The organism is Stenotrophomonas sp. AS012628 (genome assembly GCF_010608305.1).
GTDB lineage: Bacteria > Pseudomonadota > Gammaproteobacteria > Xanthomonadales > Xanthomonadaceae > Stenotrophomonas > Stenotrophomonas geniculata.
In genome coordinates this window covers 53191-77967 of the sequence record NZ_VMBJ01000015.1, presented here as the reverse complement: position 1 = coordinate 77967, position 24777 = coordinate 53191, and the positions used below count along the sequence as shown (strand labels likewise).

The following is a 24777-nucleotide window of genomic DNA, read 5'->3' as shown; positions in this document are numbered from 1 at the left end:
CGAGCTTACATGGACGTACTTGCAGCGTCCCCTGCGCGGCCCATCTACCCGGCCCCACCCATGAACTGCTTTGCGCGGTCATCCACGAGGGGCTGCGCCGTTGGCTGGAAACCCTATCCCCCGTGCACGGGCCGGTGCCCACGCACCGCCATCACCAGTCCGATGCCGGCCAGCAACGAGACCGCCGATGTCCCGCCATAGCTGATCAACGGCATCGGGATGCCCACCACCGGCAGCAGGCCGGAAATCATTCCACCATTGACCAGTACATAGACGAAGAACGCCAACCCCAGGCTGCCGGCCAGCAACCTTGCATGCGTGTCGCGTGCGTGCACTGCGATCCACAGGCAGCGTCCGACCACGAACAGGTACAGCGCGAACAGCGTCGCCACACCGATCCAGCCGAATTCCTCGGCCAGCACCGAGAACGCGAAGTCGGTGGTGTACTCGGGCAGGAAATCCAGCGTGGCCTGCGTGCCCTGCCCCCAGCCACGCCCCTGCCAGCCACCGGAACCGATCGCGATGCGTGACTGCAGGATGTTCCAGCCGGTGCCGAGCGGATCTGCCGCCGGGTCGAGGAAGGTCAGTACGCGATCCTTCTGGTACTGCCGCAACAGCCCGAACCACGCCAGCGGTGCGGCCACCGCCAGCCCCGCCGCGCCCGTTGCCACCCAGCCCCAGTGCAGGCCGGCCAGCAGCAACGCGAACACCCCACTGGCAGTGACCAAGGTGGCGGTGCCGAGGTTCGGCTGCATCAGGATCAGCACGGCAGGAACGCCGATCAACACTGCGGCCGTCAGCACCGTGCGTGGCGAGGGCGGCAACGGCTGCCGGTGCAGGTACCAGGCCATCATCAACGGCAGGCTGAGCTTGAGCAGCTCCGACGGCTGCAGGTAGAAGACGCCCAGGTTGAGCCAGCGCTGCCCGTACTTGCCGGTGCCGATCACATACACCGCCATCAGCGGCAGCATCGACAGCGCATACAACGCCGGTGTCCACGCGCGCAGGCGCAGCAGCGAAACACGCGACAGCAGCCACATCGCCACCAGGCCACCGGCAAAGCGCGCCGCCTGCCCGGTCACTGGCCCGGACACGCTGTGCAGCACCGCCAGGCCCGCGCCCATCAGGATCAACAACGCGACCAGCAACGGCAGGTCGATCGTGCGCACCGCCTCACGGCAGCCGCCAAGCAGTCGTTTCCATTCCACGCGCGCCACGGTAGCAACGGGCGCTTGCGTGAAGCTGTCATGGTGGTCCTGCGCAGCCGGTGTTACCCGTAGCCGCCGTGCACCGGGTTGTGACTGCGCACGGCCATCACCAACCCGAAGCCGGCCAGCAGTGACACCGCCGAGGTACCGCCGTAGCTGATCAGCGGCATCGGCACGCCCACCACCGGCAGCAGGCCGGAAATCATCCCGCCGTTCACCAGTACATAGACGAAGAACGCCAGGCCGGTAGCGCCGGCCAGCAGGCGCGAGTACGAATCGCGCGACTGGCTGGCAATCCACAGGCAACGCCCGATCACCACAAGGTACAGCGCCAGCACGGTGGCCACGCCGATCCAGCCGAATTCCTCACTCAGCACCGAGAACGCGAAGTCGGTGGTCTGCTCGGGAATGAAGTTCAAGTGCGACTGCGAGCCTTCGCCCCAGCCCTTGCCATCGAAGCCGCCGGAACCGATCGCGATCTTCGACTGGATGATGTTCCAGCCGGCCCCCAGCGCATCCATCTCCGGGTCCAGGAACATCATGATGCGGTCCTTCTGGTACGGCCGCAGCAGCCAGAACCAGGCCACCGGCGCAACCGCGGCCACGCCGCCCACACCCAGGCCGACCCACCACCACGGCAGGCCTGCCAGCAGCAGCACGAACACGCCGCTGGCGGCGATCAGCACACCGGTGCCGAAGTCCGGCTGCAGCATCACCAGGCCGGTTGGTACGCCGATGATGACCAGGGCCACGAGCACGGTGTTGAAGCGCGGTGGCAACGGCATCTTGTGCAGGTACCAGGCCACCATCATCGGCAGGCTGACCTTCAGCAGCTCGGCCGGCTGCAGGTAGAAGAATTTCAGGTCCAGCCACTGCCGGCCGTATTTGCCGGTACCCAGCACAAACACCGCCAGCAGCGGGATCATCGAGATTGCGTAGATCATCGGCGTGGCCGAGCGGATCCGCAGGATCGGTACCCGCGAGATGCCCCACAACGCGGCCATGCCCACTGCGAAGCGCGCGCCCTGTGCCATCACCAGGCCGTCGCCACCGGCACTCTTCAGCGTGGCCAGACCGATCACCATCAGCGCGCCCAGGGCCAGGCACAACACCCAGTCCAGCGTGCTGAAGAAGCGACGCAGCATGTCGCCGGCCCACCGCAGGAACACTCTCATCGTGCGGGCTCCACGGTGGTCGGGCGTGGCGTGGCCGGCAGCGCGGCCGCAGCCGGCGCCCCCGGCTGCGGCGGTGCGGGTGCCGGTTCCGGCGCGGGCACGCCGACCAGCACCGGGTGCTCGCCCAGCTGTGCCGCAGCAAGGTCACCGGCCTGGCGCGCGCCCACATCTTCGTTGTCGAACGCGGTGGCACCGATGGCGGTGGTGCCGCGCTCGCTGTCCAGCGGCTGCATGCCTTCAGGCATCTTGCCCAGCAGATAGGCGTCGAACACCTTGCGTGCGATCGGCGCAGCCGCCGCACCGCCGTAGCCGCCGCCCTCCACCGCGATCGCCAGCGCGATCACCGGCTGGTCGACCGGCGCGAAACCGACGAACAGCGCGCGGTGGCGCAGATGCATCGGCAGGCTCTTCGGATTCACCGCGGCCGTGCCCTTGCGGCTGACGACCTGCGCGGTACCGGTCTTGCCGGCCATCGTATACGGCGCGCCGGCGGCCATGCGGGCTGCGCTGCCGCCAGGCAGCATGGTGGCCATCATGCCTTCGCGCACCGCCTGCAGATTGTTCGGGTTCGGGCTGACCGGTTTGCTTTCGCCCGGGTCGGTCGCCATCCAGTCATGGTCAAACCCCGCACGCTGCTGGATCACCAGATGGGGCGTGCGCAGCTGCCCGTTGGCCAGCCCACTGACACCCCGCGCCAGCTGCAGCGGGGTGACCTTCCAGTCACCCTGGCCGATGCTGATGTTGACTGTATCGCCCGGATACCAGGCCTCCTTGCGGCTCTTCCGCTTGTAGGCCGGCGACGGCAGGATGCCGCCGATCTCGCCGGTCAGGTCGATACCGGTCGGCTGGCCGAAGCCGTAGTACTCCATGTAATGGTCGAAGCGCTCGATGCCCAGGTCCAGCGCCAGCTTGTAGTAGTAGGTGTTGACCGACTGCGCGATGGATTTGCGCAGGTCGGTCCAGCCGTGGCCACCGCGGTGCGAGTCACCCCAGCCACGCGAGGTGCCGGGCAGATAGAACATGCCGGTGGACAACACCTTGTCTTCCGGGCGGCGTACCCCCGAATCCAGGCCGGCCAGGCCGATCAGCGGCTTGAGCGTGGAACCGGGCGCGACGCCACCGAGCACCAGGCGGTTGAACTGCGGCCGCGACGGGTTGTCGTTCAGCGCCTTGAAATCGGCATGCGAGATACCGTTGACGAACAGGTTGGGGTCGTACGACGGCAGGCTGACCATCGCCAGCACTTCGCCGGTACGCGGGTCCATCGCCACGGCCGAGCCTTCCTGGTCGCCGAACGCGGCCACCATGGCGCGCTGCAGGTCGGCGTCGATCGACAGCCGCAGGTCGGCGCCGGACTGCGCGGCAACGCGGCCGATGGTGCGGATGGCACGGCCCTGCACGTTGGTCTCGACCTGCTCGTAGCCGACCTTGCCGCGCAGCTGCTGCTCGTAATAGCGCTCCAGGCCGGACTTGCCGATATGGGTCAGCGCGGCATTGCCTTCGCCGAGGATCTCCAGATCCTTGTCGTCGACACGGCCGACGTAGCCGATGATGTGCGCGAACAGGTCGCCATACGGGTAGCGCCGGGTCAGGTAGGGCTCCAGCTCGACGCCGGGGAAGCGCCAGCGGTCGACGGCGAAGCGCGCCATCTCCTCGTCGCTCATGCGCAGCTTCAGCGTGACCGGCAGGAACTTGCGGCGCGCCTTGCGCGACTTGTTGAACGCTTCCAGCTCTTCCGGGCTGATGCTGATGATCTTCGCCAGCCCTTCCAGGGTGGCGTCCATGTCCTTGACCTTGTCCGGGGTCACGTCCAGGCGGAACGCCGGCACGTTCTCGGCCAGCAGGCGACCGTTGCGGTCGTAGATCATGCCGCGCCCGGGCACTACCGGCCGCGGCTTGATGCGGTTGGCTTCCGAGCGCGTGGCGTAGACGTCGTGGTCCAGCACCTGCAGCTTGAAGTACCAGCCGCCCAGTCCCAGCAGGCAGACCAGCACGCCCAGGAAACCCAGCGCCGCGCGGCGGCGGAACTGTTCGGCTTCGGCGTGCGGATTCTTGACCTGGCGGCGCGGGATCATGGCTCAGCGCCCGCGCTTGCCGAAGCGCACCGCATCCAGCAGCACGAACACCAGCGGCCACAGGCCCATGCCCAGCAGCGGCGCCCACCAGTACGACCACGGCAGGGTGGGTTCACCCACCAGGATGTGCACCAGGGCGCTGACGATGCGATCGTTGAACAGCAGGCCGCCGATGGCCAGCATCTGCTGCGACATCGGGAAGAAGCGGATGCGGGCGCGGAAGCGCTGCAGGATGAAAGCCAGCATCACCAGGCGCAGTGCCTGTTCGCCCAGCACCCCGCCGTACAGCAGGTCGGCGATGACGCCACTGGCGAAAGCGACGCCCAGGCCGACGCGCTCAGGCGCTTCGATCACCCAGTACGCCAGCACCAGCGCCAGCCAGTACGGGCGCAGCGGCTGCAGCAGCGCCGGCAGCGGCAGCAGGCCCAGCAGCAACGCCACCACCAGGCTGGCCGGCAGCACCCACCGATTGTCGCGCAGGCGGCTCATCGCTGGGCCTCCGGCGTGGTCGGTTGCCGGCCAGCGGCCGGCACTACCGGAGCAGCAGGATCAGGGGAGGATGCGGGGGCAACAGACCTCGTTTGCGACGAGGGCTGTTGCCGGCCAGCGGCCGGCACTACCGGGGCGCTGACCGGAGCTGGCGTCGTTGCCGCTGGCGCGGTTCCCACGGGCACGGTGGCGCCGGTGGCCGGGCCACCCGGGGCGGTTTCTTCCAGCTGCAGGCGCAGCTCCGGCGGAATGCGGATCGCCGCGCCCGGGCGCAGCAGCAGCACGTCGCGGCCGCGGTCGAGCTGCGCCGCCGGCTTCAGTTCGCCGACCAGGAACGCATGGGTGTCGTCCGGTCGCAGGCCGGTGATGGTGCCGACCGGGAAGCCGGCCGGGAAACGACCGCCAAGACCGGAGGTGACGATCTCATCGCCCACTTCCACCCCGGCGCTGAGCGGAATATCGCGCAGTTCCAGCGTGTCGCCGCGGCCATAGACGATCAGGCGAACGCCGTTGCGGGCCACGGTCACCGGCACGGCATGGTCAGGGTCGGTCAGCAGCAGCACGGTAGAGGTGCCGCCGGTGACGCTGATCACCTGGCCCATCAGGCCGCCGGCGTCGATCACCGCCTGGCCGACATGCACGCCCTCGCGGCTGCCGGCATCGAGTACCAGGCGCTGTTTGACCGGGTCCAGGTCGATGTCCAGGATCGGCGCCAGCTGCACGTCCAGGCCACTGCGCTCGGCCACGTTCAGCAGTTCGCGCAGCTGGGCATTGTCCAGTGCGGCGGTCTGCAGGCGGGTCAGGCGCGCGTTGGCCAGCAGCAGCTGGTTGCGCAGTTCGCGGTTCTCGGCGACCAGCTGGCTGTGGCTGGCGGCAGAATCCTTGACCTGGTTGCCGAGCTTGCCGGGCAGGCCGGCCAGTGCCCAGACCGGCTGCACCAGGCTGTTGGCCTGCTCGCGCAGGCGCGCCAGCCAGCCGGCCTGGTCATCGAGCACGATCAGCGTGATGGCCAACGCGAGATAGGCCAGCAACCGCAGGGGGCTGGCGGCATCACCGGATCGGGAGGCGACGGGAGGACCGGCGTAGGGCGGCACGGCAACGATTCAACTGGCAGAAGGCGGAAGGGAAACACGCGGGCGCCCCGCCGGTGCCGGCCCGCCATCACGGCGGGCCGCACCCCGGAAGGGCGCGGCGGGCAGGAACGGCCGGGACGGCTTATTCCGGCGCAAAGAACTCGTTGCCGTGCATGTCCACCAGCTCCAGCGCACGACCGCCGCCGCGGGCCACGCAGGTCAGCGGATCGTCGGCCACCTGCACGTGCAGGCCGGTTTCCTCGGAGATCAGGCGGTCCAGGTCGCGCAGCAGGGCGCCGCCACCGGTCAGCACGATGCCGCGCTCGGCGACGTCGGCGCACAGTTCCGGCGGGGTCTGCTCCAGCGCCAGCTTCACCGCGCTGACGATGCCCGACAGCGGTTCGTGCAGGGCCTCGAGCACCTCGTTGGAGCTGATCTTGATCATCTTCGGCACGCCCTCGGCGAGGTTGCGGCCGGAGATTTCCATCTCGATCACTTCCGCCTGCGGGTAGGCACAGCCCAGCTCGACCTTGATGCGCTCAGCGGTGGCTTCACCGATCAGCATGCCGTGGTTGCGGCGCACGTAGTTGGTGATCGACTCGTCGAAGCGGTCGCCACCGATGCGGACCGACGCCGAGTAGACGATGCCGTTGAGCGAGATCACCGCCACTTCGGTGGTGCCGCCGCCGATGTCGATGACCATCGAGCCACGCGCTTCAGTGACCGGCATGCCGGCGCCGATCGCGGCCGCCATCGGTTCTTCGATCAGGAACACGTCACGGGCACCGGCTTCCTCGGCCGATTCCTTGATCGCGCGGCGCTCGACCTGGGTCGAGCCGGCCGGCACGCAGACCAGCACGCGCGGGCTCGGGCGCAGCACGCGCGATTTGTGCACCTTCTTGATGAAGTGCTTGAGCATCGCCTCGGTATAGGTGAAGTCGGCGATGACGCCGTCCTTCATCGGGCGGATGGTGGTGATGTGGCCCGGGGTACGGCCCAGCATCTGCTTGGCTTCGGCGCCTACGGCTGCCACCGAGCGGGTGCCACCGATGGCACGGTCCTGACGCACGGCCACGACCGATGGCTCGTTCAGCACGATCCCCTGCCCGCGCACGTAGATGAGGGTGTTGGCCGTGCCCAGGTCGATGGACAGGTCGTTGGAGAACATGCCACGGAGTTTCTTGAACATCTGAGGAAGGAGTCCTGAGGGGTGTCGTGCCCGCCGCGGGATGGCGAAAAAATGGGCAGAAATCGAGGCCGACAAGCCTAGCAACCCGCCTGCCGCCGAGCAAGGAAAAAACTAGCTGAACCCGCGTCTTCACAGGCTTTCGGCCTGATCGGGTCTCACCCGGTTCTGGCCCTGAGCGGCACCAGCGGGTAACCTTTGCGCCGTCGGGCGCCCAAGGGCGCCGTTTGCTTGCCCGCCGAACCGGGCCGGCCCACCCCAAAATTCACCGCATAGGCTTACATCGATGTCCGCTCTGATCTGTGGTTCTCTTGCCTTCGACACCATCATGGTGTTCCCGGACCAGTTCAAGAATCACATCCTGCCGGACAAGGTGCACATCCTGAACGTGTCCTTCCTGGTCCCGCGCATGCGCCGCGAGTTCGGCGGCTGCGCCGGCAACATCGCCTACAACCTGCACCTGCTGGGCGGCCAGCCGATCCCGATGGGCACCGTGGGTTCGGACTTTGGCCCGTACCGTGAGTACTTCGAAGGCCTGGGCATCGACCTGTCGCGCGTGCGCGTGATCGATGAGCTGTTCACCCCGCAGGCGTTCATCACCACCGATCACGACAACAACCAGATCACCGCCTTCCACCCGGGCGCGATGATGCGTTCCTACGAAAACCACGTGCGTGGCGTACCGGGCGTGACCCTGGGCCTGGTCGGCCCGGACGGCCGCGAAGGCATGATCCAGAACGCGCAGGAATTCCACGAAGACGGCATCCCGTTCATCTTCGACCCGGGCCAGGCCATGCCGCTGTTCAACGGCCCGGAACTGCGCGAGTTCATCGAGCAGGCCGACTACGTGGTGGTCAACGACTACGAGTCGAACCTGCTGCAGGAACGCACTGGCTGGGACGAGAAAGAGATCGTCAGCCGGGTCAAGGCCTACATCACCACCCGCGGCCCGAAGGGCGCGGTCATCCACACCCCGGAAAAGAGCTACGACATTCCGCCGGCGCATGAGCGCCGCGTGGTCGACCCGACCGGCTGTGGCGACGCCTTCCGCGCCGGCCTGATCTACGGCATCCAGAAGGGCTACGACTGGCTGACCATCGGCCGCATGGGCAACCTGATGGGCGCGCTGAAGGTCGAGCACCCGGGCACGCAGAACCAGCGCTTCACCTTCGATGAGTTCAACGAGCAGTTCAAGCAGCAGTTCGGTTACGCGCTGAGCGCGTAACCGAACTGCCCGCACATCTGATCGGTGGGTGTCGACCTTGGTCGACACTGCCGGCCAGCGGCCGGCACTACCGGAACCTCCGACCGACACGTGGCCTGCTCTCTGTAGAGCCGAGCCATGCTCGGCTTGCGCGCGCCAGCGCGATCCGACCGGAGGAGAGCAGCCGAGCGTGGGCTCGGCTCTACATCAGCAAGCGCCCCGCCAGGCAGCCAGCAAGGCGCGGCAATCAGCGAAATGCCAGTCGGCACGGCCCGGCCATGGGTTTTCCGGCAGGTTGACCAGCACGGTATGAGCGCCGGCCGCACGGCCGCACTCCAGGTCGTAGGCGTGGTCACCGACCATCACCGCCTCCGCAGCCCCGATCCCCCAACGCCGCAGATGCTGCTGCAGGCCATCCGGTGAGGGTTTGGGCACCGCTTCATCGCGGCCGATGATGTCGGCATCGTCGAACAACGCCCCGACCCCGATCGCGTCCAACGTCAGCTTCGCCAGCGCATGATCATTGCGGGTCAGGATGCCGAGCCGGCAGCCTGCCGCCGACAACGCGCGCAGCAGCTTCAGCGCACCCGGTGCCGGCAGTGCGTCCTCGGCCAGCGCGCGCTCATGATCCAGCAGCCACTCGCGCTTGGCCTGCGCCGGTGCGTCCGGCAACGCCGCAATATGGTCAAGGATGTCTTCCTCGGCCGCGATCTCCAGCGCGCGGCGGATCGCGGCGAAATCATGCACGGCGACGGTCAGCGTGCCATCCATGTCGAACACCCAGTGCCGGATCGCGGACAACGCGTGCACTGCGCTGCCCGCCGCAACCATCACTGCCACCACTGCGGCATGCGGCTGGCGTCGACGCCACCGGTTTCGAACACAGCGGTGCGGGTGCCACCGGCCTTGACCGGGAACTCGATGCTGATCGACTTGCCCTTGCGCGCCAGCTTCCACAGCGCCTTCTGGTCGGTGATGAACAGGGCAATGGCTTCATCGGTCTTCGGACGCCACGCCGCCATGGAAATCGGCTTGCCGTCGTCCACGGTTACTTTCACCGTGCACTGCGGGCAACGGAAATCGCCGGCCTGCAGCACCAGATACGCATGCCGCTTCCACTCCGGATGATCGCGGAACACCAGCTGCACCGGCTTGGCGCCGCTTCCATCCACGTCCACCCGTTCCTTGCTGTAGATCTGCGCCGAAACCTGGTTGCCCTTGTTGCCCACCGGGATCTGGTTGTACTGCCACAGCGCCTGCATGCGGCGCAGGTCGCGCGCGGCATCGCCCTTGGCCTTGACCGCGTCGAAACCTGCGGCGATGCGCTCGGCGGCCGCGGTGTCCTTGTACTGGTCCAGCAGCGAGGCACCATGCAGGCGCGCGCGCTCCCAGTCCTGCGCGGCCACGGCCATGTCGTACTGCTTGGCCACGTCTTCGGCCTTGGCCTCCTTCTGCGCCTGCACGGCGGCTGCGGCGGCTTCCTGCGCCTTGCGTTCTTCCTCGGGGTTGCTGCAGGCGGCCAGCGCCAGGGTGCAGGCGGTGAGCAGGATCAGTCGTTTCATGGCGGAGGTCCTTTGCGGGTGCATCCCGATTCTATCGGCAGCGAAAAGCGGATACACCAACGGCGGGTTTCCCCGCCGTTGGTGGTGAAGCAGTGACCGGTTGCCGGCCAGCGGCCAGCACTACCGCTTACTTGGCTTCAGCCTTGGCCAGCATGTCCTGGACCGAGGCGGTGGTGATCGGGTGGTAGCCCGGCTTGGCCTTTTCGAAGGCCTGCTTGGCCAGCTCCAGCCCCTTCGGGGTCTTCACCAGTTCGGCGTAGATCGGCAGGATCAGCTTGCGACGGCCGACGCGCTCGATGAATGCCGCCGCGCCTTCATTGGCCTGCTCGTAGCCGCTGCGGATCGCCAGCGGGTACCAGCGCATGGCGATCTCGCCATTCGGGGTGCCAGTGAAGTGGAAGGCCTTGTCCAGCGTGGCCAGCTTGTCCAGCGGCTGGGTCGCACCCAGGCCGTCGATGAAGCGCACCCATTCCTGCGTGCTCCAGTCGGCGATGACCTGGCTGCTCGGCACGGTGCCGGCGCTGGCGAAGGCGATGCGCGCGGTATCGACGCTGCTGAAGTTGCGCGACTGCGCCTTGGCAGCGAACGCCGGAATGCCCGGCTCGTCCAGCCACGCCTTCAGTTCGGCCTCGGTCACGGCCGAGGGATTCTTCGGCAGCAGGTTCTTCTTCATGTACGCGACGAACTGGTCGGTGTTCGCGCTCTGGAAGGCGTGGTCATCGAACCAGCCGCGCAGGAACGGATCGAAGGTCTCGCGGCCGAAGCGCTGCTCCAGGAATTCCAGGAACCACGCACCCTTGACGTAGGCGACCTGGCTGAGCGCTTCGTCGGGATCACGCTCGTTCAGCGGCGGCAGCGCCAGTGCCTGGTCAGCCGGGCTCATGTCCTTCACTTCGGCCAGCAGGTCGGTCTGGTCGATCTGCTTCTCCATCTCGGCCATTTCCTTGCCGTACAGGGCTTCGGTGATGCGGCCCTGGACGTAGGTGGTGAAGCCTTCATTGAGCCAGATGTCCTTCCAGCTGGCGTTGGTCACCAGGTTGCCCGACCAGCTGTGCGCCAGTTCGTGGGCGACCAGCGAGACCAACGACTTGTCGCCGACGATCACGGTCGGGGTGGCGAAGGTCAGGCGCGGGTTTTCCATGCCGCCGAACGGGAACGACGGCGGCAGCACCAGCATGTCGTAGCGGCCCCAGCGGTATTCGCCGTACAGCTTCTCGGCGGCACCGATCATCTTTTCGGTGTCTTCGAATTCCTTGGCGGCCTTGTTGACCATGGTCGGCTCGGCCCAGACGCCGGAGCGGCCGGAGATCGGCTCGAACACCAGGTCGCCGGCGGCGATGGCCAGCAGGTAGGACGGAATCGGCTGCGGCATCTTGAAGGTGTAGTCACCGTCACGCGCGGCCTTCGGATCGTTGTCGGCGCTCATCAGCACCATCACGTCCGGGCGCGAGACCACGTGCGCGCTGTAGGTGAAGCGAACGCTCGGGGTGTCCTGCAGCGGCACCCAGGAACGGGCGTGGATCGCCTGCGACTGGCTGAACATGAAGGGCAGCTTCTTGCCCTCGGTCATCGACGGTGCCAGCCACTGCAGGCCCGAGGCGGTCGGCGCGGTGTGATAGGTCACTTCCACCTTGGCCGGCTGTTCCGGAGCCTCGATGGTCAGCTTGCTGCCGAACACCTTGTCAGCGGCGGCCAGCTCGAACTTCAGCGGGCTGCGCGCGCCATCGGCGGCAACGGCCTCAACCTTGGACACGGTCAGCTCGCGGGTGTCGAGCACCAGCTGCTTGGCGTCCTTCTGCTTCCATTCCAGGGTGTAGGTGGCGGTGCCGCCGATCTGCTTCTGGTCGAAGTCCAGCTTCAGATCCAGTGCGATGTCCTTGATGGCGACCTTGTCCGGCTCGGCGTACGAGCTTTCGTCGTGGCTGCGGTTCTCGGCGTTCACGGGGGCGGCAGGGGCCTTTGTGGCAGTCGGGGCGGCGGCGGGCGCGGCCGCCTCCTGGGAGCAGCCGGCGGCCAGGGCCACGGCCAGCGGAAGGAGCATCAGCGGATTACGCATGAATCGGGACCGTTACGGGGATCAAACCCCAATGGTACCTCCCTCCGGCCCGGCAGGCGTTGCGCGGTGCGGGGTAATGCGGCCAAGGCCGATCCTGCGGCGGCGCCCCGGGTAGGTGCCAACCTTGGTTGGCACGGATCTTTCATCGCATGTGGCAGGCCCGTGCCGACCAAGGTCGGCACCTACCAGAGCGGATGACCGCAGCGGCCGAGTGCCAACCAGGGTTGGCACCCACCAGGGCAAGGCTTACAGCTTGTAGCCGGAGTGGATCGAAACGATGCCGCCGGTCAGGTTCTTGTAGTGGCAGCGCTCGAAACCGGCCTGCCCCATCATCGCCTTCAGTTCATCCTGCGGCGGGTGCTTGCGGATGCTCTCGGCCAGGTACTGGTAGCTGTCCGAATCATTGGCGAACAACTTGCCCAGCTTGGGCAGGATCTTGAACGAGTGGAAGTCGTAGATCGGCTTGAACCAGTCCGCGGTGACTTCGGAGAACTCCAGCACGCGGGCCTGGCCGCCCACCTTCAGCACGCGGTACATCTCGCGCAGGCCGGCGTCCTTGTCGGTGACGTTGCGCAGGCCGAAGGCGATGGTGACCAGGTCGAAGCTGTTGTCCGGGAACGGCAGGGCTTCGGCGTTGCACTGCACGTAGTCCAGGCCGAGCACCAGGCCGCGGTTGGTCAGGCGGTCGCGGCCGACCGACAGCATGCCGGCGTTGATGTCGCCCAGCACCACCGAGCCCTCGGCGCCGACGCGCTCCTTCAGCAGGGCGGCGATGTCGCCGGTGCCGCCCGCCAGGTCGAGCACGCGGTCGCCCGGCTTCACCTGCGCGGTCGCCACGTAGTAGCGCTTCCACGCCCGGTGCACGCCCAGGCTCATCAGGTCGTTCATCAGGTCGTAGTTGCGCGCGACCGAGGTGAATACCTGGCCGACCAGCTTCTGCTTGTCCTTGGCGGCGACGTCGCGGAACCCGAAATGGGTGGTACCGGCTTTGTAGGGGGATTCGCTCATGGCCCCGATTATCGCACCGCCGGGGGCCAGCGGCACCCCCTGCCCGTATCATGGCGGGCCACGACTTACCGGAGCCCCGCATGATCACCACGCCCGACTACCAGGCCCTGCTGCAGACCGCCATCGCCGAAGCCCGCCAGGGCCTGGCCGAAGGCGGCGTGCCGATCGGCGCGGCGCTGTACCACAACGACGGCCGCCTGCTCGGCTGCGGCCATAACCGCCGCGTGCAGGAAGGCGACCCGTCGGTGCACGGCGAAACCGATGCGTTCCGCAAGGCCGGCCGCCAGCGCCGCTACCAGGACACGATCATGGTCACCACCCTGGCACCGTGCTGGTACTGCTCGGGCCTGGTGCGCCAGTTCAACATCGGCACCGTGGTGGTGGGCGAATCGCGCACCTTCCAGGGCGGCATCGACTGGTTGCGGGAAAACGGCGTCAACGTGATCGACCTGGACAGCCAGGAATGCGTGGACCTGCTGGGCGGCTTCATTGCGCAGCACCCGGAGATCTGGAACGAAGACATCGGTGAATGATCACCACGCAGTGTCCTGTTGAACCCGTTTAATGAACGCTTCAGTGCCGGCACGCCCTAGTGCCGGCAGCGTTTGCGGCCATTGCCGTGAACCCGTGCACAGTCAGCTGCGCAACGTGCACACGCTGCGATAACACCCCGCACGGCTGCCGCGCCTAGGGTGGGGTTACCGGGACTTCTTTCCCCGGCGGAGCCAGCCATGTGCGCGCACGCCGTACGACCTACGCCTGACCCGATCCTCGACGCCATCCGCAAGCGCCTGCAGCAGCAGTACGCACTGCACCAGCGTGGCGCACTGTTCTGGACTGCCTACCAGGGCCTGCAGCTGGAGCTGGTGCGCGGCCACCCGCTCGACCACGAGCGCCTGTGCAATGCGATGGCCGACATCGCCGAAGATCTCGGTGCCGTCGAGCGTGCGCAGTTGATCGGACATGCCAACGCCAGCTCCACATCGCGCTGACGCGGCATGCACCGCCACATACGCCACACTCCGATGAACCCCCACTCCCTTTCCACTCAACCGAACTGGATTGTCATGCACGCTGAAGTCCCCACCATTCCTCCGGTCATCAACGTTGACGCCGAGCTGGATCACTGGCGCCGCCAACATGCCGAAGGCGCACTGCCGCACAACTCGTTCGGCTCGTACGTGCCGTGGATCAAGTTTGCCTGCGATTCGCTGATCACCCAGCCGCGCGCCAGCGAGGCCGAACGTGACGAGATGTTCCAGACCCAGTACGCCCTGCAGATCATGCCGCGACTGAGCGAAGCACAGGCCCGCGAGTTCGTCGACCGTTGCTGGCAGCACGTCTACCAGAGCAGTCCGGTGCGCAGCCTGCAGGCACCGCGCCTGCAGCGCATGCGCGCCTGACCGCCGCTGCACGGCGCCTGCACGGGCCACTGCCGATCATCCTCGTCACCTGAGTGGGACGACGACGATGAAAGCACGCAACCTGTTCAATACGATCGCCAAGAAGGCCGCGGCCGCCACCGGCTCGCCGTGGACCTTCCTGGCCGCAGTAGCGATCGTGGTGATCTGGGGCATCAGTGGCCCGGTGTTCGGTTTCAACGACACCTGGCAGCTGGTGATCAACACCGGCACCACCATCATCACCTTCCTGATGGTGTTCCTGATCCAGCACACGCAGAACGCGGATACCGCCGCGATGCAGATCAAGCTGGACGAGCTGATCCGGGCGACAGCCGAAGCCAACAACGAACTGTTGGATCTGGAAGAACTGGACGAAGCGCGGCTGGAAGAGATCCGCGCCGAATACGAGCGCATGGCCCGCGAGGCCGGTGACGCGCTGCTGCGCGTGCGCGCCTGCCGCGCGGCCCCGCGCGATGATGAAGCGATCTGACGGTAGCGCCGGGCCATGCCCGGCGAGCGCGATACCCGGAAGAATCCCACACGGGCCATCGCCCTCGGCTGATAACGGCGGACATCCCATCAGTGCAGACTGGCGCCATGTCCAGCCGTCATCTGGAACGTGGCCGCCACTCCCATATCGGGGGCTACTACGTCCTCACCACGGTCGTACGCCACCGGCGCCCGGTCTTTGAAGATCCACGTTGTGCAACGTGTCTTGTGGATGCATTGAGGTATGTTGAACGCATGGGCCTCAGTCGGTCCTTTGCTTGGGTCGTCATGCCTGACCATCTGCATTGGCTGATGCAGCTGCGCGACGGATCACTGGCGCGCATGATGGGAACGGTGAAATCCCGCAGCAGCCGGTTGCTGGGGCAGCAGTTCGGCATACAGACGCCTTTGTGGCAGCCGAGCTATTTCGATCACGCGGTACGCAGCGAGGAAGCCTTGAGGCGCCATGCGTTGTACATCCTGGGCAACCCCATCCGAGCAGGATTGACCCTGCATCTCGATGAATATCCGTTTGCATGGTGCCGTTGGCCCATGCGGTAGCGCCTGGCCATGCCCGGCGAGCACGAAGTGCGGTCCGCCCAGACGTCAGGCATGCAGGAACGAAAGGCCGCCGGGCGTGGCCCGGCGCTACCGGTATCGAATTGCTGCTCAGCTGCGCTCGTGCCAGCCGCCACCCAGCACCTTGTACAGGGTGATGCGGTTGGCCTGTTGCGCCAGCTGGGCCTGCAGCTGGGTCTGCTGCGCGTTGTAGGCGGTACGCCGCGCATCAAGCAGGGTGACGAAGCTGTCCAGCCCCGCGTCGTAGCGGGCCTGCGACAGGCGGTTGGCCTGTTCGGCCGCGTCCACCAGGCGCTGCTGTGAACTCACCTGCTCGTCCAGGCTGACATTCAATGCCAGCGCATCGGCGGTTTCGCGGAAGCCCACCTGGATCGACTTCTCGTACTGCGCCAGAGCGATATCACGATCTGCGTTGGCGATGGCCAGGTTGGCGCGCAGCTTGCCGCCCTGGAAGATCGGCAGGGTGATCTTCGGCAGGAAACTCCATACACGGGTGCCACTGTCGAACAGGTTGGACAGTTCGTTCGAACCACTGCCGATGCTGCCGGTCAGCGAGATGCTCGGGAAGAACGCCGCGCGTGCCGCACCGATGTTGGCGTTTGCGGCCAGCAGCTGGTGTTCGGCGGCCATGATGTCCGGGCGCTGCAGCAGCACGTCGCTGGGCAGGCCGGCCGGCGGCGGGGCCAGTGCCAGCAGCTGTGGCTCCATGCTGTCCGGCAGCAGTGCCGGATCCAGCTGGCCACCGGCCAGCAGCGCCAGCGCATTGCGGTCCTGGGCCAGCTGGCCACGCAGGCGTGCAGCATCCGTACGTGCGGTCTCGACCAGGGTACGGGTCTGGGTCAGCTCCAGCGCCGAACTGCCACCACGTTCGTGGCGGGCCTCGGCCAGGCGCAGCGAATCCTCGTAGGTCTTCAGCGTGGCCTCGGCGATCTTCAGCTGCTGCGCATCGGCACCATAGGTCAGCCACGCAGTCGCGGTCTCGGCCACCAGGCTCAGCTGCGCGTTGCGGCGGTTGGCGGCCACGGCGAAGTACTGCTGCAACGCCGCTTCACTGAGATTGCGCACGCGGCCGAACAGATCCAGCTCGAACTCGGCCACGCCGACACCGGCGGTGAACTGCTCGGTGACGCCGGCGTCGGTGCCTCGGCGCTCCATCTGGCCGGTGACAGCCACGCCGGGCACGCGGTCGGCGCGTTGTACGCGGTACTGGCCGCGCGCGCGCTCTACATTGAGCACGGCCACGCGCAGGTCGCGGTTGTTCTGCAGCGACTGCTCGATCACCTGCTGCAGGCGTGGATCGGTGAAGAAGTCGCGCCAGCCGACGGCGGCGACATCGGCCACCTGGCCCTGCGCGGCTTCGGCCGGCCACTGCGCCGGAATCGCCGGAGCGACAGCGGTGTTCTTCGGCACCAGAGTGGAGCAGCCAGCGAGCGCGAGCACGCCGGCCAGGGATACAGCAAGAGAAGAGAATTTCATGGCGACACCTTGGGGGTCACGGTGGTAGCGCCGGGCCATGCCCGGCGGCTACGCGGTGAGGCATCCGCCGGGCATGGCCCGGCGCTACCGGATTTCATCACTCGGCGGTCTTGCGCTTGAACAGGCGCTGCACCACCACGAAGAACAGCGGCACGAAGAACACACCGAGCACGGTGCCGACGATCATGCCGCCGAGCACGCCGGTACCGATCGCCTGCTTGGCGCCGGAACCGGCACCGGTGGAGACCGCCAGCGGTACCACGCCCATGCCGAAGGCCAGCGAGGTCATCACGATCGGACGCAAGCGGTCGCGCACGGCGTGCATGATCGACTCGATCAGGCTGGCGCCCTTCTCCAGGTTCTCCTTGGCGAACTCGACGATCAGGATCGCGTTCTTGCTGGTCAGGCCCACCGTGGTCAGCATCGCCACCTGGAAGTAGATGTCGCGTTCCAGGCCCTTGAAGGTGTTGGCCAGCACGGCGCCGAGGATACCCAGCGGGGCCGCCAGCAGCACCGCGGTCGGCACGCTCCAGCTTTCGTACATCGCGGCCAGGCACAGGAACACGATCATCAGCGACAGCGTGTACAGCAGCGGCGTCTGCGAGCCGGCCTGACGTTCCTGGTAGGACATCGCCGTCCACTCGATGCCGAAGCCCGCCGGCAGCTGCTTGGCCAACTGTTCGATCTCGGCCATGGCGTCACCGGAGGCCACACCCGGGGCCGGTTCGCCCTGGATTTCCATTGCCGACACGCCGTTGTAGCGCTCCAGGCGCGGCGAGCCGTAGTCCCAGTGCTTGGTGGCGAACGCGCTGAACGGCACCATCTCGCCCTTGTCGTTCTTCACGGACCAGAGATCGAAGTCCTCCGGCACCATGCGGAACGGCTGGTCAGCCTGCACGAACACGCGCTTGACGCGGCCGCGATCGACGAAGTCATCGATGTACGAGCTGCCCCACGCGGCGGCCAGGGTGCCGTTGATCTGGTCGATCGACAGCCCCAGCGAGGTCGCCTTGGCCGCATCGATGTCGATGCGGAACTGCGGCGTGTCTTCCTGGCCGTTAGGGCGCACGTTGGCCAGTTTCTTGCTGCCGGCGGCGAGGCCGAGCAGCTGGTTGCGCGCGGCCACCAGTGCCTCGTGGCCCTGGCCACTGTTGTCCTTCAGGAAGAAGGTGTAGCCCGAAGCGGTACCCAGCTCCGGGATGGCCGGCGGCGGGAAGGCGAAGATGAAGGCATCCTTGATCTGGCCCAGGGCCGCCATCGCGCGACCGGTGATCGGCATCACGCCATTGTTGGCGTCACGCTCGCTCCAGTCCTTCAGCTTGACGAATGCCATGCCCGCGTTCTGGCCCATGCCGGCGAAGCTGAAGCCCTGCACCGAGAACACCGAGTCCACCGCATCCTTCTCGTTCTGCAGGAAGTGGTTTTCCAGTGCCGCGATCGATTCCAGCGTACGTTCCTGGGTGGCACCCACCGGCGCCTGCACCAGCGCCATCAGCACGCCCTGGTCTTCGTTGGGCAGGAACGAACTGGGCAGGCGCACGAACAGCACGCCCATCAGCACGAACAGCGCCGCAACGATGCCCATGAAGCGCCACGGACGATGGATGATGCCGCGCACGCCACGCTGGTAGCTTTCGCTGGTGCGGTCGAAACCGCGGTTGAAGCCGTTGAAGAAACGACCGGCCAGGCCGCGATGGGCAACATGGTGCTCGCCCTTCTTCAGCGGCTTGAGCATGGTCGCGCACAACGCCGGGGTCAGCACGATCGCGACCAGCACCGACAATGCCATCGCCGAGACGATCGTGGCCGAGAACTGGCGGTAGATCACGCCGGTGGAACCGCTCATGAAGGCCATCGGCACGAACACTGCCGACAGCACCAGGCCGATGCCGACCAGCGCGCCGGTGATCTGGCCCATCGACTTGCGGGTCGCTTCAAGCGGCGACAGTCCTTCCTCGGACATGATGCGCTCGACGTTCTCCACCACCACGATGGCATCGTCCACCAGCAGGCCGATCGCCAGCACCATCGCGAACATGGTCAGCATGTTCACCGAGAAGCCCAGCATCGCCAGCACGCCGAAGGTACCCAGCAGCACCACCGGCACGGCGATGGTCGGGATCAGGGTGGCGCGGAAGTTCTGCAGGAACAGGTACATCACCACGAACACCAGCACGATCGCTTCGATCAGGGTCTGCACCACGCCCTTGATCGATACGCGCACGAACGGGGTGGTGTCGTACGGGATCTCGGCCTTCAGCCCGGCCGGGAAGAAGCCCTTCATGTCCTCCAGCGCCGCATCCACGCCGGCGGCGGTATCCAGTGCGTTGGCGCCTGTGGCCAGGGTGACCGCCAGGCCGCTGGCCGGCTGGCCGTTGTAACGGGTGACGAAGTCGTAGGACTCGGCACCCAGTTCGACGCGGGCGACATCGCCCAGGCGCAGTTCGGCACCGTCCTGCGCGCCGCGCACGATGATGTTGCGGAACTGCTCCGGGGTCTGCAGGCGCGACTGCGCGTTGATGGTGGCGTTGAGCTGCTGGCCCTTCACCGACGGCGCACCGCCGAGCTGGCCGATGGCCACCTGGGCATTCTGTGCCTTCACCGCCGCGGTCACTTCGGCAACCGACAGGCCGTAGGTGTGCAGCTTGTTCGGGTCCAGCCAGATGCGCATTGCGTACTTGCCACCGAACACCTGGATGTTGCCCACGCCCGGCACGCGACTCAGACGATCAACGACATTCGAACCGACATAGTCGGCGATGTCGTTGGCGTCCATGCTGCCGTCCTCGGACACGAACGCGATGACGTTCAGGAAGCCCGAGCTGGACTTGGCTACGTTGATGCCCTGCCGCTGCACTTCCTGCGGCAGCAGCGGCATGGCCAGCTGCAGCTTGTTCTGCACCTGCACCTGGGCGATGTCCGGGTTGGTGCCGCTCTCGAAGGTCAGGGTGATGGTGGCCTGGCCGTTGGACGAGCTGTTGGAGGAGAAGTAGATCAGGCCATCAAGGCCCTTCATGTTCTGCTCGATGATCTGCGTCACCGAGTCCTCGACCACCTTGGCCGATGCACCCGGGTAGGTGGCGCTGATTTCCACCGCCGGCGGTGCGACGTTGGGGTACATCGAGACCGGCAGCTTGAACAGGGCCAGGCCGCCGGCGAGCATGATGATGATGGCGATCACCCATGCAAAGATGGGTCGATCGATGAAAAAGCGTGCCATGGGGTTCTCCGCTTACTTCGCGTCGCCGGCCGGAGCGGCAGGCTGGGCGGCCGCTGCCGGCTTGGCCGGAGCAGCGCCCTTCTCGGTGGCCTTGACCGGCATGCCGGGGCCGATCTTCTGCAGGCCTTCGACGATGACCTTGTCGCCGGCCTTCAGACCGTCCTCGACCAGCCACTTGTCGCCAACCGTGCGGCTGACCTTGACCGGGCGCACTTCGACCTTGTTGTCCTTGTCGACCACCATCGCGGAGGTGTCACCCTTCGGATCGCGGGCGATGCCGGCCATCGGTACCAGCACCGCATCGCTGCGCACGCCGCCGCCGATCACTGCGCGCACGTACATGCCCGGCATCAGCAGGCCGTCCGGGTTGTCCACCTTCACGCGCAGGCCGAAGCTGCCGGTGGCCGGATCGACGCTGACTTCGGAGAACTCCAGCGTGCCCTTGTGCTCGAAGGTGCTGCCGTCTTCCATCAGGATGCTGACCGGCAGCGTCTGGTTGTCCTGCAGGCGGCCGGCGGCCAGTTCGCGGCGCAGCTGCAGCAGCTCGGCCGAGGACTGGGTCAGGTCGACATAGATCGGATCCAGCTGCTGCACGGTGGCCAGCGCATTGGCCTGGCCGGCGTTGACCAGCGCACCCTGGGTGACGCTGGACTTGCCGATGCGGCCGCTGATCGGCGCGGTGATACGGGCGTAGCCGAGGGTGACGTTGGCCGCATCCAGCGATGCCTTGGCGGCGCCGACGTCAGCCTCGGCCTGCTTCTGCGCGGCCACGGCGTTTTCCAGATCCTGCTGGCTGACCGCGTCGACCTTGGCCAGCTCGGTGATGCGCTTGGCGCTCAGGCGGGCGGCATTGGCGGTGGCTTCTGCGCGGGCCAGCTGGGCACGGGCATTGTTGGCCTGGGCGCGGTAGCTGGCGTCGTCGAGCTGGTACAGCGGCTCGCCGGCCTTGACCATGCCACCTTCCGTGAACAGGCGCTTGGCGACGATGCCATTGACCTGCGGGCGCACTTCGGCGACCAGGAAGGCAGTGGTACGGCCCGGCAGTTCGCGGGTCAGGCCCACGGTCTCGGACTTCAGCGTGACCACGGTGACGTCACCGGGGCCCTGTTCGGGGGCCTGGGGTTGGCCGCCGCAGGCAGCCACGGTCGCGGCGATGGCCAGCGACAGCGCGATGGGTCGGATTCGGCTCAGCAACATGACGGAAAGGCTCTCAGGGGAAGGAATCTCAAAACGCGCTGATACAGGCCGAAAGCGCCAGCAGGCAACGCTCACCGGCGGGGAGAAGCAGCCGGCAACGGCCTGCCACGCACACGGCGGGAATGATGGGACGGAAATATACATACATGCGTGTTTGTTTGTAAACAGGTACAATTCAGCCACGTTTCACCCGCACTCGTACCCATCCATGGCCCGCAAGACCAAAGAGGACACCCAGGCAACCCGGGAAGGCATCCTTGACGCCGCCGAAGCCTGTTTCCATGAACACGGCGTGGCCCGTACCACGCTGGAGATGATCGGCGCCCGCGCCGGCTATACCCGTGGCGCGGTGTACTGGCACTTCAAGAACAAGAGCGAGGTGCTGGCCGCGATCGTTGAACGGGTGCACCTGCCCTTCATGCAGGAACTGGAACGCACCTCCACCGAGCAGCGCGACACGCCGGTACACGACCTGCGCGCGGTGATGATCCACTCGTTCATCGAGCTGTCCGAGGACGAGCGCCTGCGCAAGACCATGGAGATCGTGCTGCGCAGCGATGCCTCGGCCGACACCAAGGTGCTGACCGAAATGCAGCAGGCCGGATTCCGCGATGCCCTGGACCGGATGGAGCGTGCGCTTCGCCGGGCCCGGGACCTGGGCCAGCTGCGCGAAGGAGCGGACCCGAAGATCGCCGCGCGCATGCTGCACGCCACCGTCCTGGGCGTGCTGCACGGCGCGATGGTCGAACCGGAACTGATGGACCTCAAGCGCGACGGCATGCTCGCGCTGGACATGACTCTGGCCGCCTACGTGAAGGATGGCGTGTTCGTGCCCGGAACGGTGCCCGAGCCGTTGCCGGACGCGTGAGCGGCGCTGCTGCCACCACCGCCGTACCCATCTGAGGACAGACCCATGATCCTGGACAATGTGGTGTGGGGCTTCATCGGCTGCGGCAGTGTCACCGAGAAGAAGAGCGGCCCGGCCCTGGCCAGCACACCCGGATCACGGGTTGCAGCGGTCATGCGCCGCAATGCGGCGTTGGCCGAGGATTACGCGAGGCGCCATGCCATTCCCCGTTGGTACGCGGACGCTGATGCGCTCATCGCCGATCCGGAAGTGAACGCGGTGTACGTCGCAACGCCTCCCTCGACGCACATGCAGTACGCGCTGCAGGCGATCGCCGCGGGCAAGCCGGTCTACATCGAAAAGCCGATGGCCATGGATCACGCCGAATGCGAACGCGTACTGGAGGCCAGCGCACGCCGCGGCGTGCCGGTGTTCGTGGCCTATTACCGCCGCGCCCTGCCCCGCTTCGCACAGGTGAAACAGCTGCTGGACAGCGGCGCGATCGGTACGCCGCGCAGCGTGCGCGCCACCCTGCACCGGCCGCATTCGGCGAATGCCGCCTCGCCGGACTTCTGGCGGACCCATCCGGCGATCGCCGGCGGCGGGCTGTTCGTCGATCTGGGCTCGCATACCCTGGACCTGCTCGACCATCTCCTGGGGCCGCTGAGCGATGTGCGTGGCCTGGCCAGTTCGTTGACCGGCGCCTACGCCGCCGAGGACAGCGTCTCGATGTGCTTCCGCACCGGAATGGGCGCGCATGGCATCGCGCAGTGGAGCTTCTGCGCCTTCCGCCGCCAGGATGAGATCGAGATCACCGGCGACCGCGGGCAGCTGCGCTTTGCCACCTTCGAGGACGTTCCGGTGGTTCTGGAGACCGAAGCGGGCGTGCAGGCGTTCGATATCCCGAACCCGCCAGCGGTCCAGCAGCCGTTGATCGCCTCCCTCGTGGACGAACTGCGTGGCAACGGCTGTTCACCGTCGACCGGCATCAGCGCTGCGCGCACCAGTGCGGTGATCGACCAGGTACTGCAGGCCTACCGCGCCCGGCACCCGCACTGACCGCCAACAAAAAGGCCGCCTTTCGGCGGCCCCATGGCTTTGCGGAGCCGGGCATTACAGGATGTAGCGGCTCAGGTCCGGATCCTGCACCAGCTCGCCCAGGTGTGCATCGACATAAGCACGGTCGATGGCCAGGGTTTCGCCGTCGCGGTCCGGTGCCTCGTAGCTGAGCGAATCCAGCAGGCGCTCCAGCACGGTATGCAGGCGGCGGGCACCGATGTTCTCCTGGCGCTCGTTCACCTGGAAGGCGATCTCGGCCAGACGATCAATGGCGTCGGCAGTGAAGCTGACCTTGACGCCCTCGGTGGCCAGCAGCGCTTCGTACTGCTTGGTCAGCGCGGCCTTCGGCTCGGTCAGGATGCGCACGAAATCGTTCTTGCTCAGCGCCCCCAGTTCAACGCGGATCGGGAAGCGACCCTGCAGCTCCGGAATCAGATCGCTGGGCTTGGCCAGGTGGAACGCACCGGAGGCGATGAACAGGATGTGGTCGGTTTTGATGGTGCCGTACTTGGTGGACACGTTGGAGCCTTCCACCAGCGGCAGCAGGTCGCGCTGCACACCTTCGCGGGACACGTCGCCACCGCCCACGTTGTCACCACGCTTGGCGACCTTGTCGATCTCGTCGATGAAGACGATGCCGTGCTGCTCACAGGCCTCGATCGCCGCCGTGCGGATATCGTCTTCGTTGACCAGCTTGCCGGCCTCTTCTTCCACCAGCAGCGGACGCGCGGCCTTGATGGTCAGCGTGCGCTTATGCGCCTTGGCGCCGCCGCCGAGGTTGGCGAACATCGACTTCAGCTGCTGGCCCATTTCCTCCATGCCCGGTGGGGTCATGATGTCCATGCTGACATTGGCGGCCAGGTCGAGTTCGATCTCGCGCTCGTCCAGCTCACCGTTGCGAAGCATCTTGCGGAACTTGATGCGGGTCTCGTTGTCCTGCGCCGACGGTTCGTTGCGGGCGACTTCCGGATCGAAGCCGATGCCACCGCTGCGGCGCGGCAACAGCGCATCGAGGATACGGTCTTCGGCACGTTCTTCGGCCTGGGTACGCACGCGCACCTTGGCCTGTTCGCGGTACAGCTTGACGGCCGTATCGGCCAGGTCACGGATGATCTGCTCGACGTCCTTGCCGACGTAGCCGACTTCGGTGAAGCGGGTGGCTTCAACCTTCACGAACGGTGCGTTGGCCAGCGTGGCCAGGCGGCGCGCGATTTCGGTCTTGCCGACGCCGGTCGGGCCGATCATCAGGATGTTCTTCGGCATCACTTCATTGCGCAGCTCCGGCACCAGCTGCATGCGGCGCCAGCGGTTGCGCAGGGCGATGGCCACGGCGCGCTTGGCGTCGTGCTGGCCCACGATATGCCGGTCCAGTTCCTGCACGATCTCGCGCGGGGTCATGGTGGCGGAGGAAACTTCGATCTTCGACATGGATGTGCTCACGGATTCGTTGTCGGTAGCGCCGGGCCATGCC

The 24777-nt window shown here is 66.7% G+C and carries 22 protein-coding genes; 8 read left to right on the top strand and 14 right to left on the bottom strand.

Features of this window, described 5'->3' with window-relative positions; genetic code table 11:
- Nucleotides 1-113: 113 nt before the first annotated feature.
- The 6 genes from rodA (G5A07_RS09415) to G5A07_RS09390 form a co-directional block, all read right to left on the bottom strand.
- Entirely contained in the window at nucleotides 114-1208 is a 1095-nt protein-coding gene (gene rodA / locus G5A07_RS09415) for a rod shape-determining protein RodA (RefSeq protein ID WP_171954641.1), read from the bottom strand.
- A 62-nt stretch (nucleotides 1209-1270) separates the two neighbouring features.
- Nucleotides 1271-2383, bottom strand: a complete 1113-nt coding sequence (gene rodA, locus G5A07_RS09410) for a rod shape-determining protein RodA (protein WP_010481418.1) — start codon at nucleotides 2381-2383, stop codon at nucleotides 1271-1273.
- Nucleotides 2380-4458, bottom strand: a complete 2079-nt coding sequence (gene mrdA / locus G5A07_RS09405; RefSeq protein ID WP_010481416.1) for a penicillin-binding protein 2 — start codon at nucleotides 4456-4458, stop codon at nucleotides 2380-2382. Before mrdA ends, rodA (G5A07_RS09410) begins: the two co-directional genes overlap by 4 nt.
- Before the next feature lie 3 nt (nucleotides 4459-4461).
- On the bottom strand, nucleotides 4462-4947 hold the full coding sequence (mreD, locus tag G5A07_RS09400) for a rod shape-determining protein MreD (protein WP_191863197.1): 486 nt from the start codon (nucleotides 4945-4947) through the stop codon (nucleotides 4462-4464).
- Nucleotides 4944-6041, bottom strand: a complete 1098-nt coding sequence (gene mreC, locus G5A07_RS09395; protein WP_049481455.1) for a rod shape-determining protein MreC — start codon at nucleotides 6039-6041, stop codon at nucleotides 4944-4946. Before mreC ends, mreD begins: the two co-directional genes overlap by 4 nt.
- Before the next feature lie 121 nt (nucleotides 6042-6162).
- Entirely contained in the window at nucleotides 6163-7209 is a 1047-nt protein-coding gene (locus tag G5A07_RS09390; protein ID WP_005419402.1) for a rod shape-determining protein, read from the bottom strand.
- 283 nt (nucleotides 7210-7492) lie between these two features.
- Here G5A07_RS09390 and G5A07_RS09385 point away from each other — a divergent pair, with 283 nt between their 5' ends.
- Nucleotides 7493-8431: a carbohydrate kinase family protein gene (locus G5A07_RS09385; RefSeq protein ID WP_010481412.1), complete on the top strand. Its 939-nt coding sequence runs from the start codon at nucleotides 7493-7495 to the stop codon at nucleotides 8429-8431.
- Between the two features lie 186 nt (nucleotides 8432-8617).
- On the opposite strand, the gene G5A07_RS09380 is transcribed toward G5A07_RS09385, so the two are convergent.
- The 4 genes from G5A07_RS09380 to ubiE form a co-directional block, all read right to left on the bottom strand.
- On the bottom strand, nucleotides 8618-9241 hold the full coding sequence (locus G5A07_RS09380) for an HAD family hydrolase (protein ID WP_191863198.1): 624 nt from the start codon (nucleotides 9239-9241) through the stop codon (nucleotides 8618-8620).
- Nucleotides 9241-9972 carry a hypothetical protein gene (locus G5A07_RS09375; RefSeq protein WP_109814554.1) on the bottom strand — a complete coding sequence of 244 codons (732 nt, stop codon included), beginning with the start codon at nucleotides 9970-9972 and terminating at the stop codon, nucleotides 9241-9243. The genes G5A07_RS09380 and G5A07_RS09375 overlap by 1 nt, the downstream gene beginning before the upstream one ends.
- 127 nt (nucleotides 9973-10099) lie before the next feature.
- Nucleotides 10100-12028 (bottom strand): M1 family metallopeptidase, encoded by a 1929-nt coding sequence (locus G5A07_RS09370; protein ID WP_010481409.1) that lies wholly within the window; start codon nucleotides 12026-12028, stop codon nucleotides 10100-10102.
- 246 nt (nucleotides 12029-12274) lie between these two features.
- The gene (gene ubiE / locus G5A07_RS09365; protein WP_005411082.1) at nucleotides 12275-13036 is read right to left on the bottom strand and encodes a bifunctional demethylmenaquinone methyltransferase/2-methoxy-6-polyprenyl-1,4-benzoquinol methylase UbiE; all 762 of its coding nucleotides are present in this window, start codon (nucleotides 13034-13036) and stop codon (nucleotides 12275-12277) included.
- A gap of 80 nt (nucleotides 13037-13116) precedes the next feature.
- On the opposite strand from ubiE, the gene G5A07_RS09360 reads away from it, so the two are divergent.
- From G5A07_RS09360 to G5A07_RS09340, 5 genes are all read left to right on the top strand, one after another.
- Nucleotides 13117-13569, top strand: coding sequence for a nucleoside deaminase (locus tag G5A07_RS09360; protein WP_005411083.1), 453 nt, complete (start codon nucleotides 13117-13119; stop codon nucleotides 13567-13569).
- Nucleotides 13570-13767: 198 nt separating this feature from the next.
- Complete coding sequence (locus tag G5A07_RS09355) at nucleotides 13768-14028, top strand: hypothetical protein (protein ID WP_010481405.1); 261 nt, start codon at nucleotides 13768-13770, stop codon at nucleotides 14026-14028.
- A 75-nt stretch (nucleotides 14029-14103) separates the two neighbouring features.
- Nucleotides 14104-14439 carry a hypothetical protein gene (locus G5A07_RS09350; RefSeq protein WP_005411085.1) on the top strand — a complete coding sequence of 112 codons (336 nt, stop codon included), beginning with the start codon at nucleotides 14104-14106 and terminating at the stop codon, nucleotides 14437-14439.
- Between the two features lie 67 nt (nucleotides 14440-14506).
- The gene (locus tag G5A07_RS09345; protein WP_010481401.1) at nucleotides 14507-14929 is read left to right on the top strand and encodes a low affinity iron permease family protein; all 423 of its coding nucleotides are present in this window, start codon (nucleotides 14507-14509) and stop codon (nucleotides 14927-14929) included.
- 107 nt (nucleotides 14930-15036) lie between these two features.
- Nucleotides 15037-15489, top strand: a complete 453-nt coding sequence (locus G5A07_RS09340) for a transposase (RefSeq protein ID WP_029379752.1) — start codon at nucleotides 15037-15039, stop codon at nucleotides 15487-15489.
- Nucleotides 15490-15597: 108 nt separating this feature from the next.
- Here the strand turns inward: G5A07_RS09340 and smeF are convergent, their stop codons facing one another.
- The 3 genes from smeF to smeD form a co-directional block, all read right to left on the bottom strand.
- Nucleotides 15598-16983, bottom strand: coding sequence for a multidrug efflux RND transporter outer membrane subunit SmeF (gene smeF / locus G5A07_RS09335; protein WP_191863196.1), 1386 nt, complete (start codon nucleotides 16981-16983; stop codon nucleotides 15598-15600).
- Between the two features lie 97 nt (nucleotides 16984-17080).
- Nucleotides 17081-20203: a multidrug efflux RND transporter permease subunit SmeE gene (smeE, locus tag G5A07_RS09330; protein ID WP_191863195.1), complete on the bottom strand. Its 3123-nt coding sequence runs from the start codon at nucleotides 20201-20203 to the stop codon at nucleotides 17081-17083.
- Nucleotides 20204-20215: 12 nt separating this feature from the next.
- Nucleotides 20216-21400 (bottom strand): multidrug efflux RND transporter periplasmic adaptor subunit SmeD, encoded by a 1185-nt coding sequence (gene smeD, locus G5A07_RS09325; protein ID WP_010481396.1) that lies wholly within the window; start codon nucleotides 21398-21400, stop codon nucleotides 20216-20218.
- Between the two features lie 208 nt (nucleotides 21401-21608).
- Between smeD and smeT the strand changes: the two genes are divergently transcribed.
- Nucleotides 21609-22268, top strand: a complete 660-nt coding sequence (gene smeT / locus G5A07_RS09320) for an efflux transporter SmeDEF transcriptional repressor SmeT (RefSeq protein ID WP_191863194.1) — start codon at nucleotides 21609-21611, stop codon at nucleotides 22266-22268.
- Between the two features lie 45 nt (nucleotides 22269-22313).
- Nucleotides 22314-23306: a Gfo/Idh/MocA family oxidoreductase gene (locus G5A07_RS09315; protein WP_043401018.1), complete on the top strand. Its 993-nt coding sequence runs from the start codon at nucleotides 22314-22316 to the stop codon at nucleotides 23304-23306.
- Between the two features lie 54 nt (nucleotides 23307-23360).
- On the opposite strand, the gene hslU is transcribed toward G5A07_RS09315, so the two are convergent.
- Nucleotides 23361-24734, bottom strand: a complete 1374-nt coding sequence (gene hslU / locus G5A07_RS09310; protein ID WP_010481393.1) for an ATP-dependent protease ATPase subunit HslU — start codon at nucleotides 24732-24734, stop codon at nucleotides 23361-23363.
- Nucleotides 24735-24777 lie beyond the last annotated feature (43 nt).